At 69.6% G+C, this 14,368-nt stretch carries 15 protein-coding genes and 1 riboswitch; of the genes, 5 read left to right on the top strand and 10 right to left on the bottom strand.

The annotated features are described in order from the left end of the window. Positions 1 to 45: 45 nt before the first annotated feature. From QE452_RS02285 to QE452_RS02255, 7 genes are read right to left on the bottom strand one after another with little or no spacing between them, the layout of a single operon-like run. The gene (locus tag QE452_RS02285) at positions 46 to 1,044 is read right to left on the bottom strand and encodes a type II secretion system F family protein (RefSeq protein ID WP_309658500.1); all 999 of its coding nucleotides are present in this window, start codon (positions 1,042 to 1,044) and stop codon (positions 46 to 48) included. 7 nt (positions 1,045 to 1,051) lie between these two features. Next, entirely contained in the window at positions 1,052 to 2,017 is a 966-nt protein-coding gene (locus QE452_RS02280) for a type II secretion system F family protein (RefSeq protein ID WP_309658499.1), read from the bottom strand. 5 nt (positions 2,018 to 2,022) lie between these two features. Then, a complete protein-coding gene (locus QE452_RS02275) occupies positions 2,023 to 3,300 on the bottom strand; it encodes a P-loop NTPase (protein WP_309658498.1) in 1,278 nt (425 codons plus the stop codon). Between the two features lies 1 nt (position 3,301). Beyond that, the gene (locus tag QE452_RS02270; protein WP_309658497.1) at positions 3,302 to 3,940 is read right to left on the bottom strand and encodes a CpaD family pilus assembly protein; all 639 of its coding nucleotides are present in this window, start codon (positions 3,938 to 3,940) and stop codon (positions 3,302 to 3,304) included. 17 nt (positions 3,941 to 3,957) lie between these two features. Then, positions 3,958 to 5,484, bottom strand: coding sequence for a type II and III secretion system protein family protein (locus tag QE452_RS02265; protein WP_405052718.1), 1,527 nt, complete (start codon positions 5,482 to 5,484; stop codon positions 3,958 to 3,960). Between the two features lies 1 nt (position 5,485). Next, the gene (gene cpaB, locus QE452_RS02260; RefSeq protein WP_309658496.1) at positions 5,486 to 6,538 is read right to left on the bottom strand and encodes a Flp pilus assembly protein CpaB; all 1,053 of its coding nucleotides are present in this window, start codon (positions 6,536 to 6,538) and stop codon (positions 5,486 to 5,488) included. A gap of 54 nt (positions 6,539 to 6,592) precedes the next feature. Then, complete coding sequence (locus tag QE452_RS02255; protein WP_309658495.1) at positions 6,593 to 7,072, bottom strand: prepilin peptidase; 480 nt, start codon at positions 7,070 to 7,072, stop codon at positions 6,593 to 6,595. Positions 7,073 to 7,136: 64 nt separating this feature from the next. Between QE452_RS02255 and QE452_RS02250 the strand changes: the two genes are divergently transcribed. Continuing rightward, complete coding sequence (locus QE452_RS02250) at positions 7,137 to 8,072, top strand: alpha/beta hydrolase (protein ID WP_309658494.1); 936 nt, start codon at positions 7,137 to 7,139, stop codon at positions 8,070 to 8,072. Then, positions 8,069 to 9,133 (top strand): FAD-dependent oxidoreductase, encoded by a 1,065-nt coding sequence (locus tag QE452_RS02245; protein ID WP_309658493.1) that lies wholly within the window; start codon positions 8,069 to 8,071, stop codon positions 9,131 to 9,133. The genes QE452_RS02250 and QE452_RS02245 overlap by 4 nt, the downstream gene beginning before the upstream one ends. A gap of 86 nt (positions 9,134 to 9,219) precedes the next feature. Here QE452_RS02245 and rnhA read toward each other — a convergent pair whose 3' ends face one another. From rnhA to ispH, 3 genes are read right to left on the bottom strand one after another with little or no spacing between them, the layout of a single operon-like run. After that, positions 9,220 to 9,663: a ribonuclease HI gene (gene rnhA / locus QE452_RS02240; RefSeq protein ID WP_309658492.1), complete on the bottom strand. Its 444-nt coding sequence runs from the start codon at positions 9,661 to 9,663 to the stop codon at positions 9,220 to 9,222. Beyond that, positions 9,660 to 10,613, bottom strand: coding sequence for a homoserine kinase (thrB, locus tag QE452_RS02235; RefSeq protein ID WP_309658491.1), 954 nt, complete (start codon positions 10,611 to 10,613; stop codon positions 9,660 to 9,662). Before thrB ends, rnhA begins: the two co-directional genes overlap by 4 nt. Before the next feature lie 9 nt (positions 10,614 to 10,622). Beyond that, complete coding sequence (gene ispH, locus QE452_RS02230) at positions 10,623 to 11,630, bottom strand: 4-hydroxy-3-methylbut-2-enyl diphosphate reductase (RefSeq protein WP_309658490.1); 1,008 nt, start codon at positions 11,628 to 11,630, stop codon at positions 10,623 to 10,625. Between the two features lie 107 nt (positions 11,631 to 11,737). Between ispH and QE452_RS02225 the strand changes: the two genes are divergently transcribed. The 3 genes from QE452_RS02225 (at position 11,738) to gcvH (ending at position 14,291) form a co-directional block, all read left to right on the top strand. Further along, positions 11,738 to 12,373 carry a hypothetical protein gene (locus QE452_RS02225; RefSeq protein ID WP_309658489.1) on the top strand — a complete coding sequence of 212 codons (636 nt, stop codon included), beginning with the start codon at positions 11,738 to 11,740 and terminating at the stop codon, positions 12,371 to 12,373. 106 nt (positions 12,374 to 12,479) lie between these two features. Continuing rightward, positions 12,480 to 12,568: riboswitch (glycine riboswitch) on the top strand. 173 nt (positions 12,569 to 12,741) lie between these two features. Beyond that, entirely contained in the window at positions 12,742 to 13,923 is a 1,182-nt protein-coding gene (gcvT, locus tag QE452_RS02220; RefSeq protein ID WP_309658488.1) for a glycine cleavage system aminomethyltransferase GcvT, read from the top strand. Then, entirely contained in the window at positions 13,920 to 14,291 is a 372-nt protein-coding gene (gene gcvH, locus QE452_RS02215; protein WP_309658625.1) for a glycine cleavage system protein GcvH, read from the top strand. The genes gcvT and gcvH overlap by 4 nt, the downstream gene beginning before the upstream one ends. The last annotated feature ends 77 nt before the right edge of the window (positions 14,292 to 14,368 follow it).

The following is a 14,368-nucleotide window of genomic DNA, read 5'->3' as shown; positions in this document are numbered from 1 at the left end:
GCGCCGACAACGAGCGGCGCGCCACCGGGTTGCGAGGCGTGCCGTTCACTTGCCCGCGAGCATCGAGTCCTTGATCGAACAGGCCGCCGGACCCAGGATGACGACGAACAGCACCGGCAGGATGAAGCAGATCAGCGGCACGGTCATGATCGCCGGCAGCCGCGCGGCCTTCTCCTCCGCCCGCATCATCCGCTCGTTGCGGAACTCCGCCGACAGCACGCGCAGCGCCGAGGCGAGCGGTGTGCCGTATTTCTCGGTCTGGATCATCGTCGTGGTGACGCCCTTCACCGCGTCCAGATCGACGCGCATCGCCAGATTCTCGAACGCCTGACGCCGGTCGCTGAGGAAGCCCAGCTCGATCCCGGTCAGGGTGAACTCCTCGCCTAGCTCCGGATAGGCGCGGCCCAGTTCGCGCGCCACGCGGTGGAAGGCGGCATCGACCGTCAGCCCCGCCTCCGCGCAGATCACCAGCAGGTCGAGCGCATCGGGCAGGCCCTTGCGGATCGCATGCGATCGCTTGGTGATCTTGTTCTTCAGGAAGATGTCGGGCGCCTTGTAGCTGGCGATCAGCGAGACGGCGACCAGCGCATATTTCTTGAGCGGCGACCATTCGGCGAAGCCGTCGGTGCCATAGACCCAGATGGTCATGAACCCACCGATCAGGATCGGCAGCACCAGCCGGCCAAAGATCACCGCGACCGCCCATTCCTTCTTGCGGATACCGGCCTGGAGCAGCTTGATCTGCGCGGCCTTGAGCTGGCTGTCCTGCAACACCTTCATCGACGACAGGATGGTGCGCATCCGGTCGGCGGCGTCGTTGCGCTGGACCAGCTGAGCGCGGCGCTTGGTGGAGGCGGTGATGCCCGCCTTCAGCTGTTCGCGCCGGTCGTTCAGCGCCTTGACCCGCTTGGTCATCGGATCACGCGCGGTGGTCGCGGCATAAAGCGCGACCATCACCGCGAAGGCGGCGATCCCGGACAGGATCGTCGCCACCCACAGCACGTCGACCCCCAGGATCGTCGGTCCGCCCGTCTGGCCCATCATCCGCCCCTCAAATCTCGAAACTGACCATCTTGGCCATGATGAAGCCGCCGATGCCCATCCACAGCAGGCCGCCCATGCCGACGACCATCAGCCGTTCGTCGGTGAAGAAGTTCGCCATATATTCGTGGTTGATGATCGAGATGAGCGTGAACACGATGAAGGGCAGCGCGCCGACGATATAGGCCGACGCCTTGGATTCCGACGACATGGCGCGGATCTTCAGCTTCATCTGCCCGCGCTTGCGCAGCACGTCGGCGAGATTGGCGAGCGTCTCGGCCAGGTTGCCGCCCGTCTCGCGCTGGATGGCGATGGTGATGACGAAGAACTGGAATTCGGGCGTGCCGAGCCGGTCCGCCGTCTCCTGCAACGCCGCGTCCATCGACCGGCCGATCTTCATCTTGTCGGACACGGCGCGGAACTCCTCGCCCACCGGCCCATCGACCTCGGCCCCGACCACGCCCATCGTCTCGCTGATCGGCAGGCCCGAGCGCAGGCCGCGCACCAGCAGGTCGATCGCATCGGGAAAGCGCAGCGTGAACTTCGCGACGCGCCGCGAAATCACGCGCCCGACGACGAAATGCGGCACGCCGCCGCCCACCACCATCGTCGCGAACAGCGTCAGCAGCAACGGCGCGCCCTTCATCAGGAGCAGGAGCAGCGTCAGCACGCCCAGGCCGGCCGTCGCCAGGCCATATTGCCCGACCGTCCAGTCCTTGCCCGTCATCGCCAGCCGCTTGGCGAGCAGCGCCCGATTGGGCAGCAACCGCCCGACCGCCACGTCCATCCGCGTGTCGCGCGCGGCGGCGATGCCGCGAGTCTGCGCATCGACGACGACGTCCCCCCGCCCATGCCGCTCGCGCAGCGCCGCGATCCGCCGCGTCTGCGCGCGGGAGGCCGACGGTCCGGAAAAGGCGAGCACCAGCATCGCTAGCACCAGCCCCGCGCCACCGGCGATCAGGATCAGCGGCAGCATCGGGTTCAGGCCTTCTTCGCCGGCCGCTTGGCGACCAGCGCGCCGAGCTTGCCGATCAGCGACCCCGATCCGCCTGCCCGCTTCAGCCCGACCCCCGCCGCCTCGCCATCGACCGTGGTCAGGATCGCGGTCATCAGGTCGCCGAGCGGTGCCACCGTCTTGCCGCCCTTGCCGACCTCGGCGATCGGCTTGCCGAGCTTCGCCGCCTGCGCGACCAGCTTCTGATCATAGGGCAGGACATGGTCGAGCTTGCGTTCGATCGAGCCCTCGAAATCCTTGCGGGCGATCTCGGTCTGGCCGTTCGCGATCATGCGGTTGCAGAGCAGATGGACCTGGGTCTGCGGCGCATGGGTCTTCAACCAGGACAGCAGCCGGATCGTATCGCGCGCCGCCGCCAGCGTCAGTTCGGTGACGATCACCGCGATCGGCACATCGGCCATCAGGGTCGGATACTGCACCAGCATCGCGCGCGGCAGATCGACCACCGTCGTCTCGAACGCGGCGCGCATCTCCTCCTGCAATTGGCGGAAGACGGTGCCGTCCGTGGCGGGGGGCGCGTTGATCGGCGCTTCGGCGGACAGCACCGCCAGCTTTTCCGAGGCACGCACCATCGCTCGCTCGATGAACAGCCCGTCGATGCGGCTGGGATTCTCCATCGCATCGGTCAGCCCGCGCCCCGGCTCCAGGTCGAGCGCTAGCGCGCCCGTGCCGAAATGCACGTCCAGGTCGAGCAGCGCCGTGCTGCGCCCCGCCTGTTCCGCCATCAGCCATGCCAGCGAGGCCGCGACGGTCGATGCGCCGACCCCGCCCCGCGCGCCGATCACCGCCACCGCGCAATGCGGCCGCTCGACCGCACCGTCGCTCGCCTTCGGCGCGTTCAGCATCGCCAGTGTCTGGGCAAGCGCGTCGCGCAGCATCTCCGGATGCAGCGGCTTGAGCAAATAATCGTGGATGCCGCTGGCCAGCAGGCCGCGATACAGCCGCACATCGTTCACCTGCCCCAGCGCGATCACCACCGTGCCGGGCTCGCACACTTCGGCCAGACCGTTGATGTCGTTCAGCGGATCGCCCGATCCGGTCAGGTCGACCAGCAGGACCTGTGGACTGGCGCTGACCGCCAGCGACTGGATCGCCGCGCGCAGGCCGCCGCCGAACACCTTGTCGGGCGACCAGCCCATCTCGCCCGCGACGATGCGCACGACATCGGCGGTCGCCTCGTCGCCGACGAAGCAGGAGAAGGGATCGCGGGCGCCGATCGTCCCGGGCTTCCAGGGCGCGTTCATCTCAATTGCCTCCCTTGGCGCTTTCCGTCTTGACCGTCGCGCCGCCGCCGCCGGTCAGCCCGGCCTTGCGGTACTCGGTGACCGGCTTGGCGGCGCGCACCGGATCGGTCAGGCCGTCACCGGTCTTGCCCTGGACCAGGTCGCGCGGATCGGCGATCATCGCGGCGAGATTGCTGTTCACCGAGCAGCCGTAATCCGACGACGTATGCTGGTCGAAATTGATGCTGCCGTTGCGCGACCAGTCGGGACAGCCCGGCACGCTGGCCTGCGCACGGCTGACCACGACGCGCACCATGCCAGCCGGCACGGGGGTGCCCATCACCGGCCGCTCGGCGAGCAACAGGCCGAATCCGCCGACGACCTCGCCGACCGCCTCGCGGATCGCAGGGGCCTCACCCTCCGCCCCCTCGACCCACACGCGGTCGCCATAGCCCAGCTTCAGCGCCGTCAGCCAACCGGCCAGCCGACCGCGTTCGACGGGCGGCAGGTCGCCATAGCGGGTCGCCAGTTCGATCGGCAGGTCGGTGTGCGACACCACCGGCTGGTGGACCGATTCCACGCCCCTGTTCTGCGTCCCGCCGCATCCAGCAAGCGCGGCCAGCGGGAGGAAAAGGGCGGCAAGGGACAAACGCGAAGTCATCGACGCATCTCCGGGCATCAACGGGGGGAGCCGGCGGTCGGCACGGCGTTCGCCTGGGGGCGGGCGGGCGACAGCGTCGGCGGCGTTGCGGGTATGATGGCGGCCGGGCCATTGGTCGGCACCGGGCGGCGCTGCGGCTCCTTCGACGCAGCCGCCAGGTCGCCGAGCAGCACGCGCTGCACGTCGGTCGGCGCGCGATAGCCGTCGGTCGGCAGCGTGATCTGGTTCAGATTGTCGACCGGCTTCACCAAATAGGGGGTGATGACGATCACCAACTCGCTCTCGTTGCGCTGGAACTGGTTGGACCGCAGCAGCGCCCCCAGGATCGGCACGTCGCCCAGGCCCGGCGTCTTGTCGTAGCTGTTGTTGTGGATGTTCGACAGCAGGCCGCTGATCATCATGCTCTGCCCGGACCCCAGCTCGACCGTGGTCTCGGTCCGCCGGGTGGTGATGCCCGGCACCCGCGTGCCGTTGAGCGTGACGGCATTCGAGTAATCGAGCTGCGACACCTCCGGCCGGACGCGCAGCGAGATGCGACCGTCCGCCAGCACGATCGGCGTATAGGACAGGCTGACGCCGTATTGCTTGAACTCGACCGACACCGTGCCGAATCCCTGTGCGATCGGGATCGGCACCTCGCCGCCGGCGAGGAAAGTGCCCGTCTCGCCGGAAATGGCGGTCAGGTTCGGATTGGCGAGCGTCGTCACCTGCCCGACCGTCTCACCCAGGTCGAGCGCGCTGATCACGTCCAGGCCCAGCAAATGCCCGAACATGTTGAGCGTGCTGCCCGAGGGGGCCGTGGCCGGGAGGCCGAACAGCGTGGAGCCGGGACGTGCGCCATTGGCATCGACTGGCCCGGTGTTCGTCGGGGTGCCGGGAAGCGTCGTGATCGTTCCCTGCCGACCGCTGCCGATCGAGAATTTGAAGCCGTTGTTGTTGTTAGCCCGGCTGGTGATGTTGTTGCCGATACTCTTGATGAAGTTGCGGTTCACCTCGGCGATCCGCACCTGCAGGTTGACCTGGAGCGGCGTGGCGCTGCGCAGCCGCGACAGCACCTTGGTGGCATCGCCGACATAGGCCTGGACCAGCCGCTCCGCCTCCGCCGCATCGGCGGGCGCGGGCACGGTGCCGGTCAGCAGCACCAGCCCGTTCATCGGCGTCGCGACGATCTTCGCCTCGGGCATGGCCAGCGCCAGCATCGCGCCGATCGAGTCGAAATTGTTGCCGACCCGGACCGTGGAGGCATAGACCACGCCGCCGCCGCGCGCGGTGGCGGAGATGGTCGTCTCGCCGGGCTTCTTGCCGAAGATATAGAGCTGGGTCGGCGAGCGGACCTGAACGTCGGCGACCGAGTCGTCGGCGACGAACAGGTCGCTCATTGGCCGCGACAGCGTGACCAGCCGGCCGCGCCCGGTATTGACCTGCACCACCCCGCCCGGAGCGGACACCGCCGCGCCATTCTGCGCCAGTAGCGGCATGCCATCCAGGCCGAGCGTCAGCGCCAGGCCGGCGGCCCCGGCCTTCCACAGCATCGAACGCGTCATCCTACTTCCCCCCGACCGGAACGGCGGTCACGGCATTGCCGCGCGCGATCCGCACCACCGGTCCGGCCGTCGACGCGGCCCCCGGATAATTGCTGCCCTGCGGCGCGGCCGGCGCCGACGACCCGCCCGGCCCCATGCCGCCCATGGCGTCGCCACCGGCCGCCTTGCCGGGCACGCTGCGCCGCTGGAAGCGCGAGATGTCCGCGCCGCTGCTGAAGGTCGAGTCGCCGACCTGCGGCTGGCTGGCGAGGCGCATTAGCATCGCCTTTTCCAGATGCGGATCGTCCGACGTCTTGGCCGAGCCGGAGGCGATCGCCTCTTCCAGCTCGCCCGGCGTATCCGCCAGCGGCCGCAGCGACAGCGACAATGCGCCCACCATCTGCGCCACCGCGATGCCCTCGGCGATCTTCGGCGTCGCCTCGACCGTCACGGTCGAGAAAGTGCGGACCTCGGTCTTGCCGTCCTCGCCCACCGTATTGTCGGTGCGCTGGTCGGTGGCGAGCACGCGCAGGTTGCGCACGATCGTCTCCGACACCTTGAGTGGCGGGCCGTCGCCACCACCCGGCACCGACTGGGTCAGCATCAGGTCGATTCGATCGCCGGGGAAGATGAACCCCGCCACCGCCGACTGGGCCGACACCGGCACCGTCACCGCCCGCATCCCCGGCCCCAGCGCCGCCGCCAGGAAGCCGCGATCCCCCGGCTTGACCAGCGCGCCCTGGGTCACCGGCTGGCCGGCGGTGATGGCGTTGCGCACCACCGTGCCCTGCAAGGCCTTCAGGTCGGTCTTGGTCCGCAGGTAATAGGCGCCGTCGACCAGTTCCTTGGGCCAGGGCTGGAACTTCAGCGCGCTGGCGTCCAGGATCGTGCCGACCGGCAGCGCGCGCGTGGCGACCAGCACCTCCGGCCCGTCGATCACCGGCGCGGCCGCGACCTGGCCCATCGCCGCCGCCTGCGGCGCAGCGCTGCCCGCGATCAGCGACCGCGCCAGGAAGGCGGTGATGCCGGCGACGACCAGCGCCCCCACCAACAATATCAGCTTGCGACTATCCATGGTCCTGCGTCTCGCGCCTTCCCGAAAAACGTCCGGTTGTTCGACGGTTAAGCATCAGCTCAATTGGTTAAGGATCGGTTCGCGAATGGCGATCAGGCCCGCGATCGCGATCGCCACGCCATAGGGCACCTCGATCCCGCGCCGGTCGCCACCCCCCTTGATCCGATGTTCGATCAGCATCGCCAGCGTCACCGCCCCGCCCGCCAGCGACATCACGACCAGCATCGACAGGAACCGGTCGAGCGGCAGCCACAGCGCCAGCGCCGCGATCAGCTTGACGTCGCCGCCGCCCATCATCCCGAAGCGAAAGGCCTGGGCGAAGAGCAGGAACGCCCCGACCGCCAGCGCGACCTGGATCGCCATGCCCGGCCATGGCGCGATCCCGTTCGCCCACCACCAGAGCGGCGCGAGCAGGGCGATGGCGATGCAGATCCGATTGGCGATCTCCCGCGTCCGCGCATCCTGGATGCCCGCCGCCAGCAGCAGCGCCCCCAGCAGGATCACCAAGCCGATCCGCTCGCCCATTCCCATCATCCCCGCCCCGCTCCATGGTTGACGGGCTGTAGACGGAAGGGTTTAGGATTTCGTAACTGCACGGGTGACCAGCCCGCCCGACTCACCGCCCCCGGCCACCGCCGCCGCCGATCCCGGCCGCCTCTCCGTCTGGACCGCGCCGGATGGCTGGCCGCACCGCCGCTACGACCGCCGGGGCACGGGGCGTGGCCGGCTGCTGTTCCAGACCGGTCGTGCCGACATGATCGAGAAGTATCGCCACACGCTCGACCATTTCCACGCCCAGGGCTGGGACGTGACCGCCTTCGACTGGCGCGGACAGGGCGGATCGGGCCGGCTGGCGGCGGGCGATGTCGGCCATGTCGAGGATTTCGGCCTGCTGGTCGACGACCTCGCCGCCTTCTGGCACGACTGGCGGCAGGGCGACGGTCCGCATGTGCTGGTCGCGCATTCGATGGGCGGCTTCCTGTCGCTGCGCGCGCTGGTCGAGGGGCAGATCGACCCGGCCGCGCTGGTGCTCGTCGCGCCGATGCTGGCGCTGCGATCGCCGGTCGGGGACCGATTGGGCGGTTTCCTGGCCCGCTGGCAGGTCGGGCGCGGCGATCCGGCGCGCGCGGCGTGGCGGCGGCTGGAGGGCGAGCGCGCCGCCCGCGCCCGGCAGATGCGGCTGACCCACGACCTGACCCGGTTCGAGGCGCAACAGGCGTGGCGTGCCGCGCATCCCGACCTCTGTCTCGGCTCGCCGAGCTGGCAATGGGTGGCGCAGGCCTTCGCCCAGACCGCCGCGCTCCGTGCCGATCCCCGGCTGGATCAGCTGCGCACGCCCGTGCAGTTCGTGCTCGCCGATGCCGATCGACTGGTCGACTCGCGCGCGGCGGTTCGAGTCGCGCACCGGATGCCGGCTGCCGAGCTGCTGCGCTTCGGCCCGGAATCGGCGCATGAGATCCTGCGCGAATTGCCGCCGGTGCGCGACAAGGCCCTTGCGGCGATCGACGCCTTCCTCGATTCGCACGCACCATGACCTACGATATCGCGATCGTCGGGGCCGGCATCGCCGGGGCCAGCCTGGCCGCGGCGCTGGGTGACCGGGCCCGCGTCCTGCTGCTGGAGGCGGAGGACATGCCCGGTCGCCACGCGACGGGGCGCTCCGCCGCCTTCTGGTCGGAAACCTATGGCGGCCCGTTGATCCAGCCGCTGACCAGCGCCTCGCACGATGCGCTGTCGCCCTGGCTGCAACCGCTCGGCTCGCTCCATATCGGCCGCGCCGAGGATGCCCCCGCGATCGACCGCTTCCTGGCCGATTTCGCGGGCAGCGCGGTGACCCTGACGCCGGTCGATCCGGCCGCGCATCTGGCGGGCCTGCGTCCCGACTGGACGCTGGGCGTGCTGGAGCCGAGCTGCGCCTATATCGATGTCGCCGGTTTCCATGCCCACAGCCTGGCGCAGGCGCGCAAGGCCGGCGCGACGATCGTCACCGATGCGGGGCTGCGAACGGCGACCCGGCGCGACGGCCGCTGGACGATCGATACCGAGGCTGGCCGGTTCGCGGCGGATGTGCTGGTCAATGCGGCCGGCGCCTGGGCGGACGTGGTGGCGGTGCGCTGCGGCGTGCGACCGATCGGCATCGCCCCCTATCGCCGGACCATGGTGCAGCTCCGCACCGATCCCCCCGCCCCGGCCGGCATCCCGATGATCGCCGACATCGCCGGCCGCTTCTACTTCAAGCCGGAGCCGGGCGGTCGTGTCTGGCTGTCGCCGCATGACGAGGTGCCGAGCGACCCCTGCGACGCCGCGCCGGAGGAGATGGACGTGGCGGTGGCGATCGACCGGTTCGAGGGCGCGGTCGACTGGCGCGTCGACGGCGTCGAGCGTCGCTGGGCGGGCCTGCGCAGCTTCGCGCCCGATCGCCTGCCCGTCTATGGCATGGCGGAGGCCGGGTTCTTCTGGTGCGCGGGGCAAGGCGGTTTCGGCATCCAGACCGCGCCTGCCGCCGCCACGCTGGCAGCGGCGCTGGTGCTGGGCGAGGTGCCGGCGCTGCCCGGGGTCGATCCGGGCCGCTATGCGCCGGGGCGATTCGGCTGAGCGGCCCTATGCAAGGGAGAGGGTATCGTTTCGCCTGAATCCGTGCCCCGGCGAAGGCCGGGGAACGGACGGAGAGGTACGGCCCCCTACCCCCGCCGCCCCGCCACCAGCGCGGCATCACTGGCCAGCGTATCGGCGCGTTCGTTGTCGGGGTGGCCGGCATGGCCCTTCACCCATTTCCACTCGATCTGATGCGGCTCGGCGGCCTTGAGCAGCGCCTGCCACAGCTCCGCATTCTTCACCGGCTTCTTGTCGGCGGTCTTCCAGCCGTTGCGCAGCCAGCCCTTGATCCACTTGGTCAGGCCGTCCATCACATAGCGGCTGTCGGTCGACAGCGTGACCTTGCACGGCCGGGTCAGCGCGTTCAGCGCCTCGATCGCCGCCATCAACTCCATGCGGTTGTTGGTGGTCAGCGGCTCGCCGCCCGACAATTCCTTCTCATGCGTGCCCGAGCGGATGATCGCGCCCCAGCCGCCGGGACCGGGATTGCCCTTGCACGCGCCGTCCGTGGCGATCTCGACCGGCGTCATGCGAAGGCTCCCATATTGGCTTCATACCAGTCGAGTCGGCGCAGATAGGCGAGCGGGTCCTTGCGCGTGACCAGCGCATCAGCCGGCGTGTTGAGCCAGTCCCAGGCGCGGGTCAGCAGGAAGCGGATGCACGCCCCCTGCGCCAGCACCGGCAGCGCGGCGCGCTCGGCATCGGTCAACGGATGCTCGGCGTCATAGCCGGTCACGATCGCCCGGCCCACGGCGGGCGACAGTGGCATCCCCTGCCCGTCGAACGCCCAGCTGCTGTGCGTCACCGCCAGGTCGTAGGCGCGGATATCGGTGCAGGCGAAATAGAAGTCGATCAACCCGGTGACCTCCTCGCCCAGCATCAGCACATTGTCCGGGAACAGGTCCGCATGGATCGCGCCCGTCGCCAGTCCTTGCGGCCATGCCGCCTCCACCGCCGCGAGCGCGCGGTCGACCCGGTCGTACAGTCCGGCCGCGATCGTATCGAGCGAACGGCCGCACTGATCGAGCAGCGGCCGCCACGCCGTCATGCCCAGCGCATTGGCGCGCATGCCGGTGAAATCGGCCAGGTCGCGGTGCATCCGCCCCAGCGCCCGCGCCGCCGCCAGTGCCTGCCCCTCGGTGGGCTGGCTGAGCGAGACGCCGGGCAGGAACTCGATCAGGCAGGCCGGCCGCCCCTCCAGCATCTGGATCGCCACCCCCGCCCGGTCGGGCAGCGCGCGCGGCACCGGATGGCCGCGATCGGCGAGATGGTCGAGCATCGCCAGGAAGAAGGGCAGGTCGCCGGCCGACACGCGCTTCTCGTAGAGGGTCAGGATGAAGCGCCCCTCTGTCGTGTCGACCAGATAGTTGCTGTTCTCCACCCCCTCGGCGATGCCCTTGGCGGACACGAGCGCGCCATGGTCATAGCGGCGGAGGAACGCGCCGAGCGACTCGGCGGAGACATGGGTATAGACGGCCATGGCAGGAACTCAGGCGTCGGGGTCGAGGCCGCGAGGCAGCTTGAACGCGATGGTCTCCCGGTTGGTCTCGACCTCCCGCTCGGTCACGGCGTAGCGCAGCGACAGCCGGTCGACCAGTTCGCGGACCAGCAACTCGGGCGCGGAGGCCCCGGCGGTGATCCCTAGCGTGCCGACGCCGTGCAGGAAGGTCCAGTCGAGTTCGTTGGCACGCTGGATCAGCAGCGCCGGCGTCCCCTCGCGCTCCGCCACCTCGACCAGCCGGACCGAGTTGGACGAATTGGGCGCGCCGATCACCAGCATCGCGTCGCAGGCGGAGGCGATCGCCTTTACCGCCGCCTGGCGATTGGAGGTGGCGTAGCATATATCCTCGCCGCGCGGCGCGGCGATCAGCGGGAACCGGTCCTGCAGGGTCGCGACCACTGCCGCCGTATCGTCGACCGACAGCGTCGTCTGGGTCAGGAAGGCGAGATTGGTCGGGTCGAGGGGCGTGAACGCCTCGGCATCCGCGACCGTCTCGATCAGGCTCATCGTACCCGCCGGCACCTGGCCGAAGGTGCCGATCACCTCCGGATGGCCGGCATGACCGATGAAGATGATGTGGCGGCCATCCTTCACCAGCCGCTCGGCCTGGCGATGCACCTTGGAGACGAGCGGGCAGGTCGCGTCGAGATAGTCGAGGCCGCGATCCTGCGCCTCGGCCGGCACCGACTTGGGCACGCCGTGGGCGGAGAAGACGACGGGCGCGTCGTCCGGCACCTCGTCCAGTTCCTCGACGAACACCGCGCCCATCGCGCGCAGCCGATCGACCACGAATTTATTGTGGACGATCTCGTGCCGGACATAGACGGGCGCGCCGTGCTTCTCGATCGCCAGCTCGACGATGCGGATCGCGCGGTCGACGCCGGCGCAGAAACCGCGCGGCGCGGCGATCAGCAATTCGAGCGCGGGCTTGTCGCTCGCGGCCGCCACGGGCGGGGGCGCGGGAGCGGCGACGGGTTCCGAAAGAGGGGCCTGCATGGCTCGCGCTCTACGCGATTGCTTGCGCGGGTCCAAGCCGCTTCCTATTGGGCGGAATTGCCGGCCGCCATTTGCGCGGCCCCGACCCCTGAGGTGCCGCGTTGTCCGTGAAGATCCTGCTCCCCACCCTCGCCGCGGCGACGTTGCTCGCCGGCTGTAAGACCACGGGCGAAATCGACGCCACCGGCGGCATCACCGCCGTGCGCACCGCCTGTCCGGTGGTCGGCGTGCCCGCCGCGACCGGCGACATCACGCTGTTCGACCCGCCGACCAGCCAGGACGAGAATGCGATCGACCTGGTCGCGGTGATGACCCATGTGCGCGGCAGCTGCAACGACCAGGGCAACGACGTCGTCACCACCGTCACCTTCGACGTGCAGGCGCGCCGCATCCGCACCGATTCGGCGCGGACCGTCACCCTGCCCTATTTCGTCGCCATCGTGCGCGGCGGCAACATGGTGGTCGCCAAGCGGATCGGCAGCGTCACCGTGCAGTTCGCCGCCGGCCAGGCGCGCGCGGAGGTCAGCGGCTCCGCCACCACCAGCATCGCCCGCAGCGCCGCCACCCTGCCGCAAGAGGTGCGCGACCAGCTGACCCGCCGCCGCAAGGCCGGCGACGAGGATGCCGCCACCGATCCGCTGTCCAAGCCCGAGGTCCGCAAGGCGGTGCTGTCCGCCAGCTTCGAGGCGCTGGTCGGCTTCCAGATGACCGACGCGCAGCTCCGCTACAACGCGTCGCGCTGAGCCGCTTCCGGGCCGTGCACGCACGGCCCGTATAATTGTTCCCGCCGGACCGCCGCATCTCCCGTTGACAGGGGCGATGCGGCTGGCCAGAGCGACACCAACGTCGATGCCCCGTGCGGGAGAGCGCCCCTTTCAGGGCCGCCGAAGGAGCAACCGCCCCGGAATCTCTCAGGCACCAAGGACCGCATGGGGTCGCACGACACTCTGGAAAGCGTTGTCCTTTCAGGGCGACCACCGAAGGGGTAAGCCGACAACGGACGCTCGATCGATGCGCCGGCGGTGAAAGCTCTCAGGTCCCGTGACAGAGGGGGTTCGAATTTCGTGCGGCCATGCGTGCCGCCGACTCGCCCTTTTTGGAGTACGGCCGAATGTCCGATGCGGAAACGCTGCTGAACGTCGAAGACGCCCCCGAGGATCAGGAAGAGCCGCAGCTACTGCCGCTCGACGCCTGGCACCGCGCCCATGGCGGGCGGATGGTGCCCTTCGCCGGCTATATCATGCCCGTCCAATATGAGGGCATCATGGCCGAGCATCTTTGGGTGCGCGAATCGGCCGGCCTGTTCGACGTCAGCCATATGGGCCAGCTGGTCCTGACCGGCGAAGGCGTCGACCGCGCGCTGGAGGCGGTGCTGCCCGGCGACATCCAGGGCCTGGGCGTGAACCGGATGCGCTATTCGCTGCTGCTCAACGACGAGGGCGGCGTGCTCGACGATCTGATGATCACGCGGCGTGCCAGCACCGACGAGGACGGCCAACCCGGCACCGAACTCTACATGGTCGTCAACGGCGCGACCAAGTATGACGATATCGGCTATCTGCTCGAAACGCTGTCCGACGACGTCACCATCAACCTGCAGGACGAACAGGCGCTGCTCGCGGTGCAGGGGCCCAAGGCGGTCGCCACCGTCGCGCGGCTGGTGCCGGGCGTCGATTCGCTGGTGTTCATGACCGCGGGCGCGTTCGACTGGAACGGCACGCCGCTCTGGATCAGCCGGTCGGGCTATACCGGCGAGGACGGGCTGGAAATCTCGGTCCCGGCCGAGGCGGTCGCCGCCTTCGCCGATGCGCTGCTCGATCAGCCAGAAATCCGGCCGATCGGTCTCGGCGCGCGCGACTCGCTGCGGCTGGAGGCGGGTCTGCCGCTATACGGCCACGACCTCGACCCGGAGACGACGCCGGTCATGGCCGATCTCGGCTTCGCGCTCGCCAGGAAGCGTCGCGAGGCGGCCGATTTCGCCGGGGCCGCGCGCATCCTGGCGGAGCGCGAGAGCGGCCCGGCGGTACAGCGCGTCGGCCTGCTCGTCACCGGCCGCCAGCCGGTGCGCGAGGGCGCGTCGGTGGTCGATGCCGATGGCGCGGTGATCGGCCGCGTCACCAGCGGCGGCTTCGCCCCCACGCTCGGCGGCGCGATCGCCATGGCCTATGTCCCGACTGATCTCGCCGCGCCCGGCACCGGCGTCCGCCTGGTCCAGCGCGGCAAGGTCCATGAGGCGGTGGTCGCCGCCATGCCCTTCGTCCCCCATCGCTATGTTCGTCAGGGAGCAAAATAATGCGTTACTTCACCGAAGATCATGAGTGGATCGACGTCGACGGCGCGATCGGCACCGTCGGCATCACCGACTATGCCCAGGGCCAGCTCGGCGACATCGTGTTCGTCGACGTGCCCGCCGAGGGCCGCCAGCTCAGCAAGGGCGACGAGGCGGCGGTGGTCGAGTCGGTCAAGGCCGCCTCCGACGTCTACACGCCCGTCTCCGGCACCGTGCTGGAGGGCAATGCCGCGCTTGCCGACCAGCCCGACCTGGTCAATTCGGACGCCGATGGCGAAGGCTGGTTCTTCCGCATCACGCTGTCCGACGAGAGCGAGCTGGAAGAGCTGATGGACGAGGCCGCCTACGAAGCGTTCGTCGCCAAGCTCTGATCCCGTTTCCGGTCCGGGCGGACAGCATCGCCCGGACCCGCCCCACCCCCTTCCCCCTCCCGGTCCGGGAGGGGGGG

Origin of the sequence: Sphingomonas sp. SORGH_AS_0438 (genome assembly GCF_031453475.1) — a bacterium.
In the GTDB taxonomy this organism is placed as follows: domain Bacteria; phylum Pseudomonadota; class Alphaproteobacteria; order Sphingomonadales; family Sphingomonadaceae; genus Sphingomonas.
This window is presented reverse-complemented; position numbering and strand designations above follow the sequence as displayed.

What these genes read in the sequence shown, in the direction of transcription:
- QE452_RS02285 (WP_309658500.1), bottom strand. Translation starts at nt 1,044, where the DNA reads ATGATGGGCCAGACGGGCGGACCGACGATCCTGGGGGTCGACGTGCTG.
- QE452_RS02280 (WP_309658499.1), bottom strand. Translation starts at nt 2,017, where the DNA reads ATGCTGCCGCTGATCCTGATCGCCGGTGGCGCGGGGCTGGTGCTAGCG.
- QE452_RS02275 (WP_309658498.1), bottom strand. Translation starts at nt 3,300, where the DNA reads ATGAACGCGCCCTGGAAGCCCGGGACGATCGGCGCCCGCGATCCCTTC.
- QE452_RS02270 (WP_309658497.1), bottom strand. Translation starts at nt 3,940, where the DNA reads ATGACTTCGCGTTTGTCCCTTGCCGCCCTTTTCCTCCCGCTGGCCGCG.
- QE452_RS02265 (WP_405052718.1), bottom strand. Translation starts at nt 5,484, where the DNA reads ATGACGCGTTCGATGCTGTGGAAGGCCGGGGCCGCCGGCCTGGCGCTG.
- cpaB (WP_309658496.1), bottom strand. Translation starts at nt 6,538, where the DNA reads ATGGATAGTCGCAAGCTGATATTGTTGGTGGGGGCGCTGGTCGTCGCC.
- QE452_RS02255 (WP_309658495.1), bottom strand. Translation starts at nt 7,072, where the DNA reads ATGATGGGAATGGGCGAGCGGATCGGCTTGGTGATCCTGCTGGGGGCG.
- QE452_RS02245 (WP_309658493.1), top strand. Translation starts at nt 8,069, where the DNA reads ATGACCTACGATATCGCGATCGTCGGGGCCGGCATCGCCGGGGCCAGC.
- rnhA (WP_309658492.1), bottom strand. Translation starts at nt 9,663, where the DNA reads ATGACGCCGGTCGAGATCGCCACGGACGGCGCGTGCAAGGGCAATCCC.
- thrB (WP_309658491.1), bottom strand. Translation starts at nt 10,613, where the DNA reads ATGGCCGTCTATACCCATGTCTCCGCCGAGTCGCTCGGCGCGTTCCTC.
- ispH (WP_309658490.1), bottom strand. Translation starts at nt 11,630, where the DNA reads ATGCAGGCCCCTCTTTCGGAACCCGTCGCCGCTCCCGCGCCCCCGCCC.
- gcvT (WP_309658488.1), top strand. Translation starts at nt 12,742, where the DNA reads ATGTCCGATGCGGAAACGCTGCTGAACGTCGAAGACGCCCCCGAGGAT.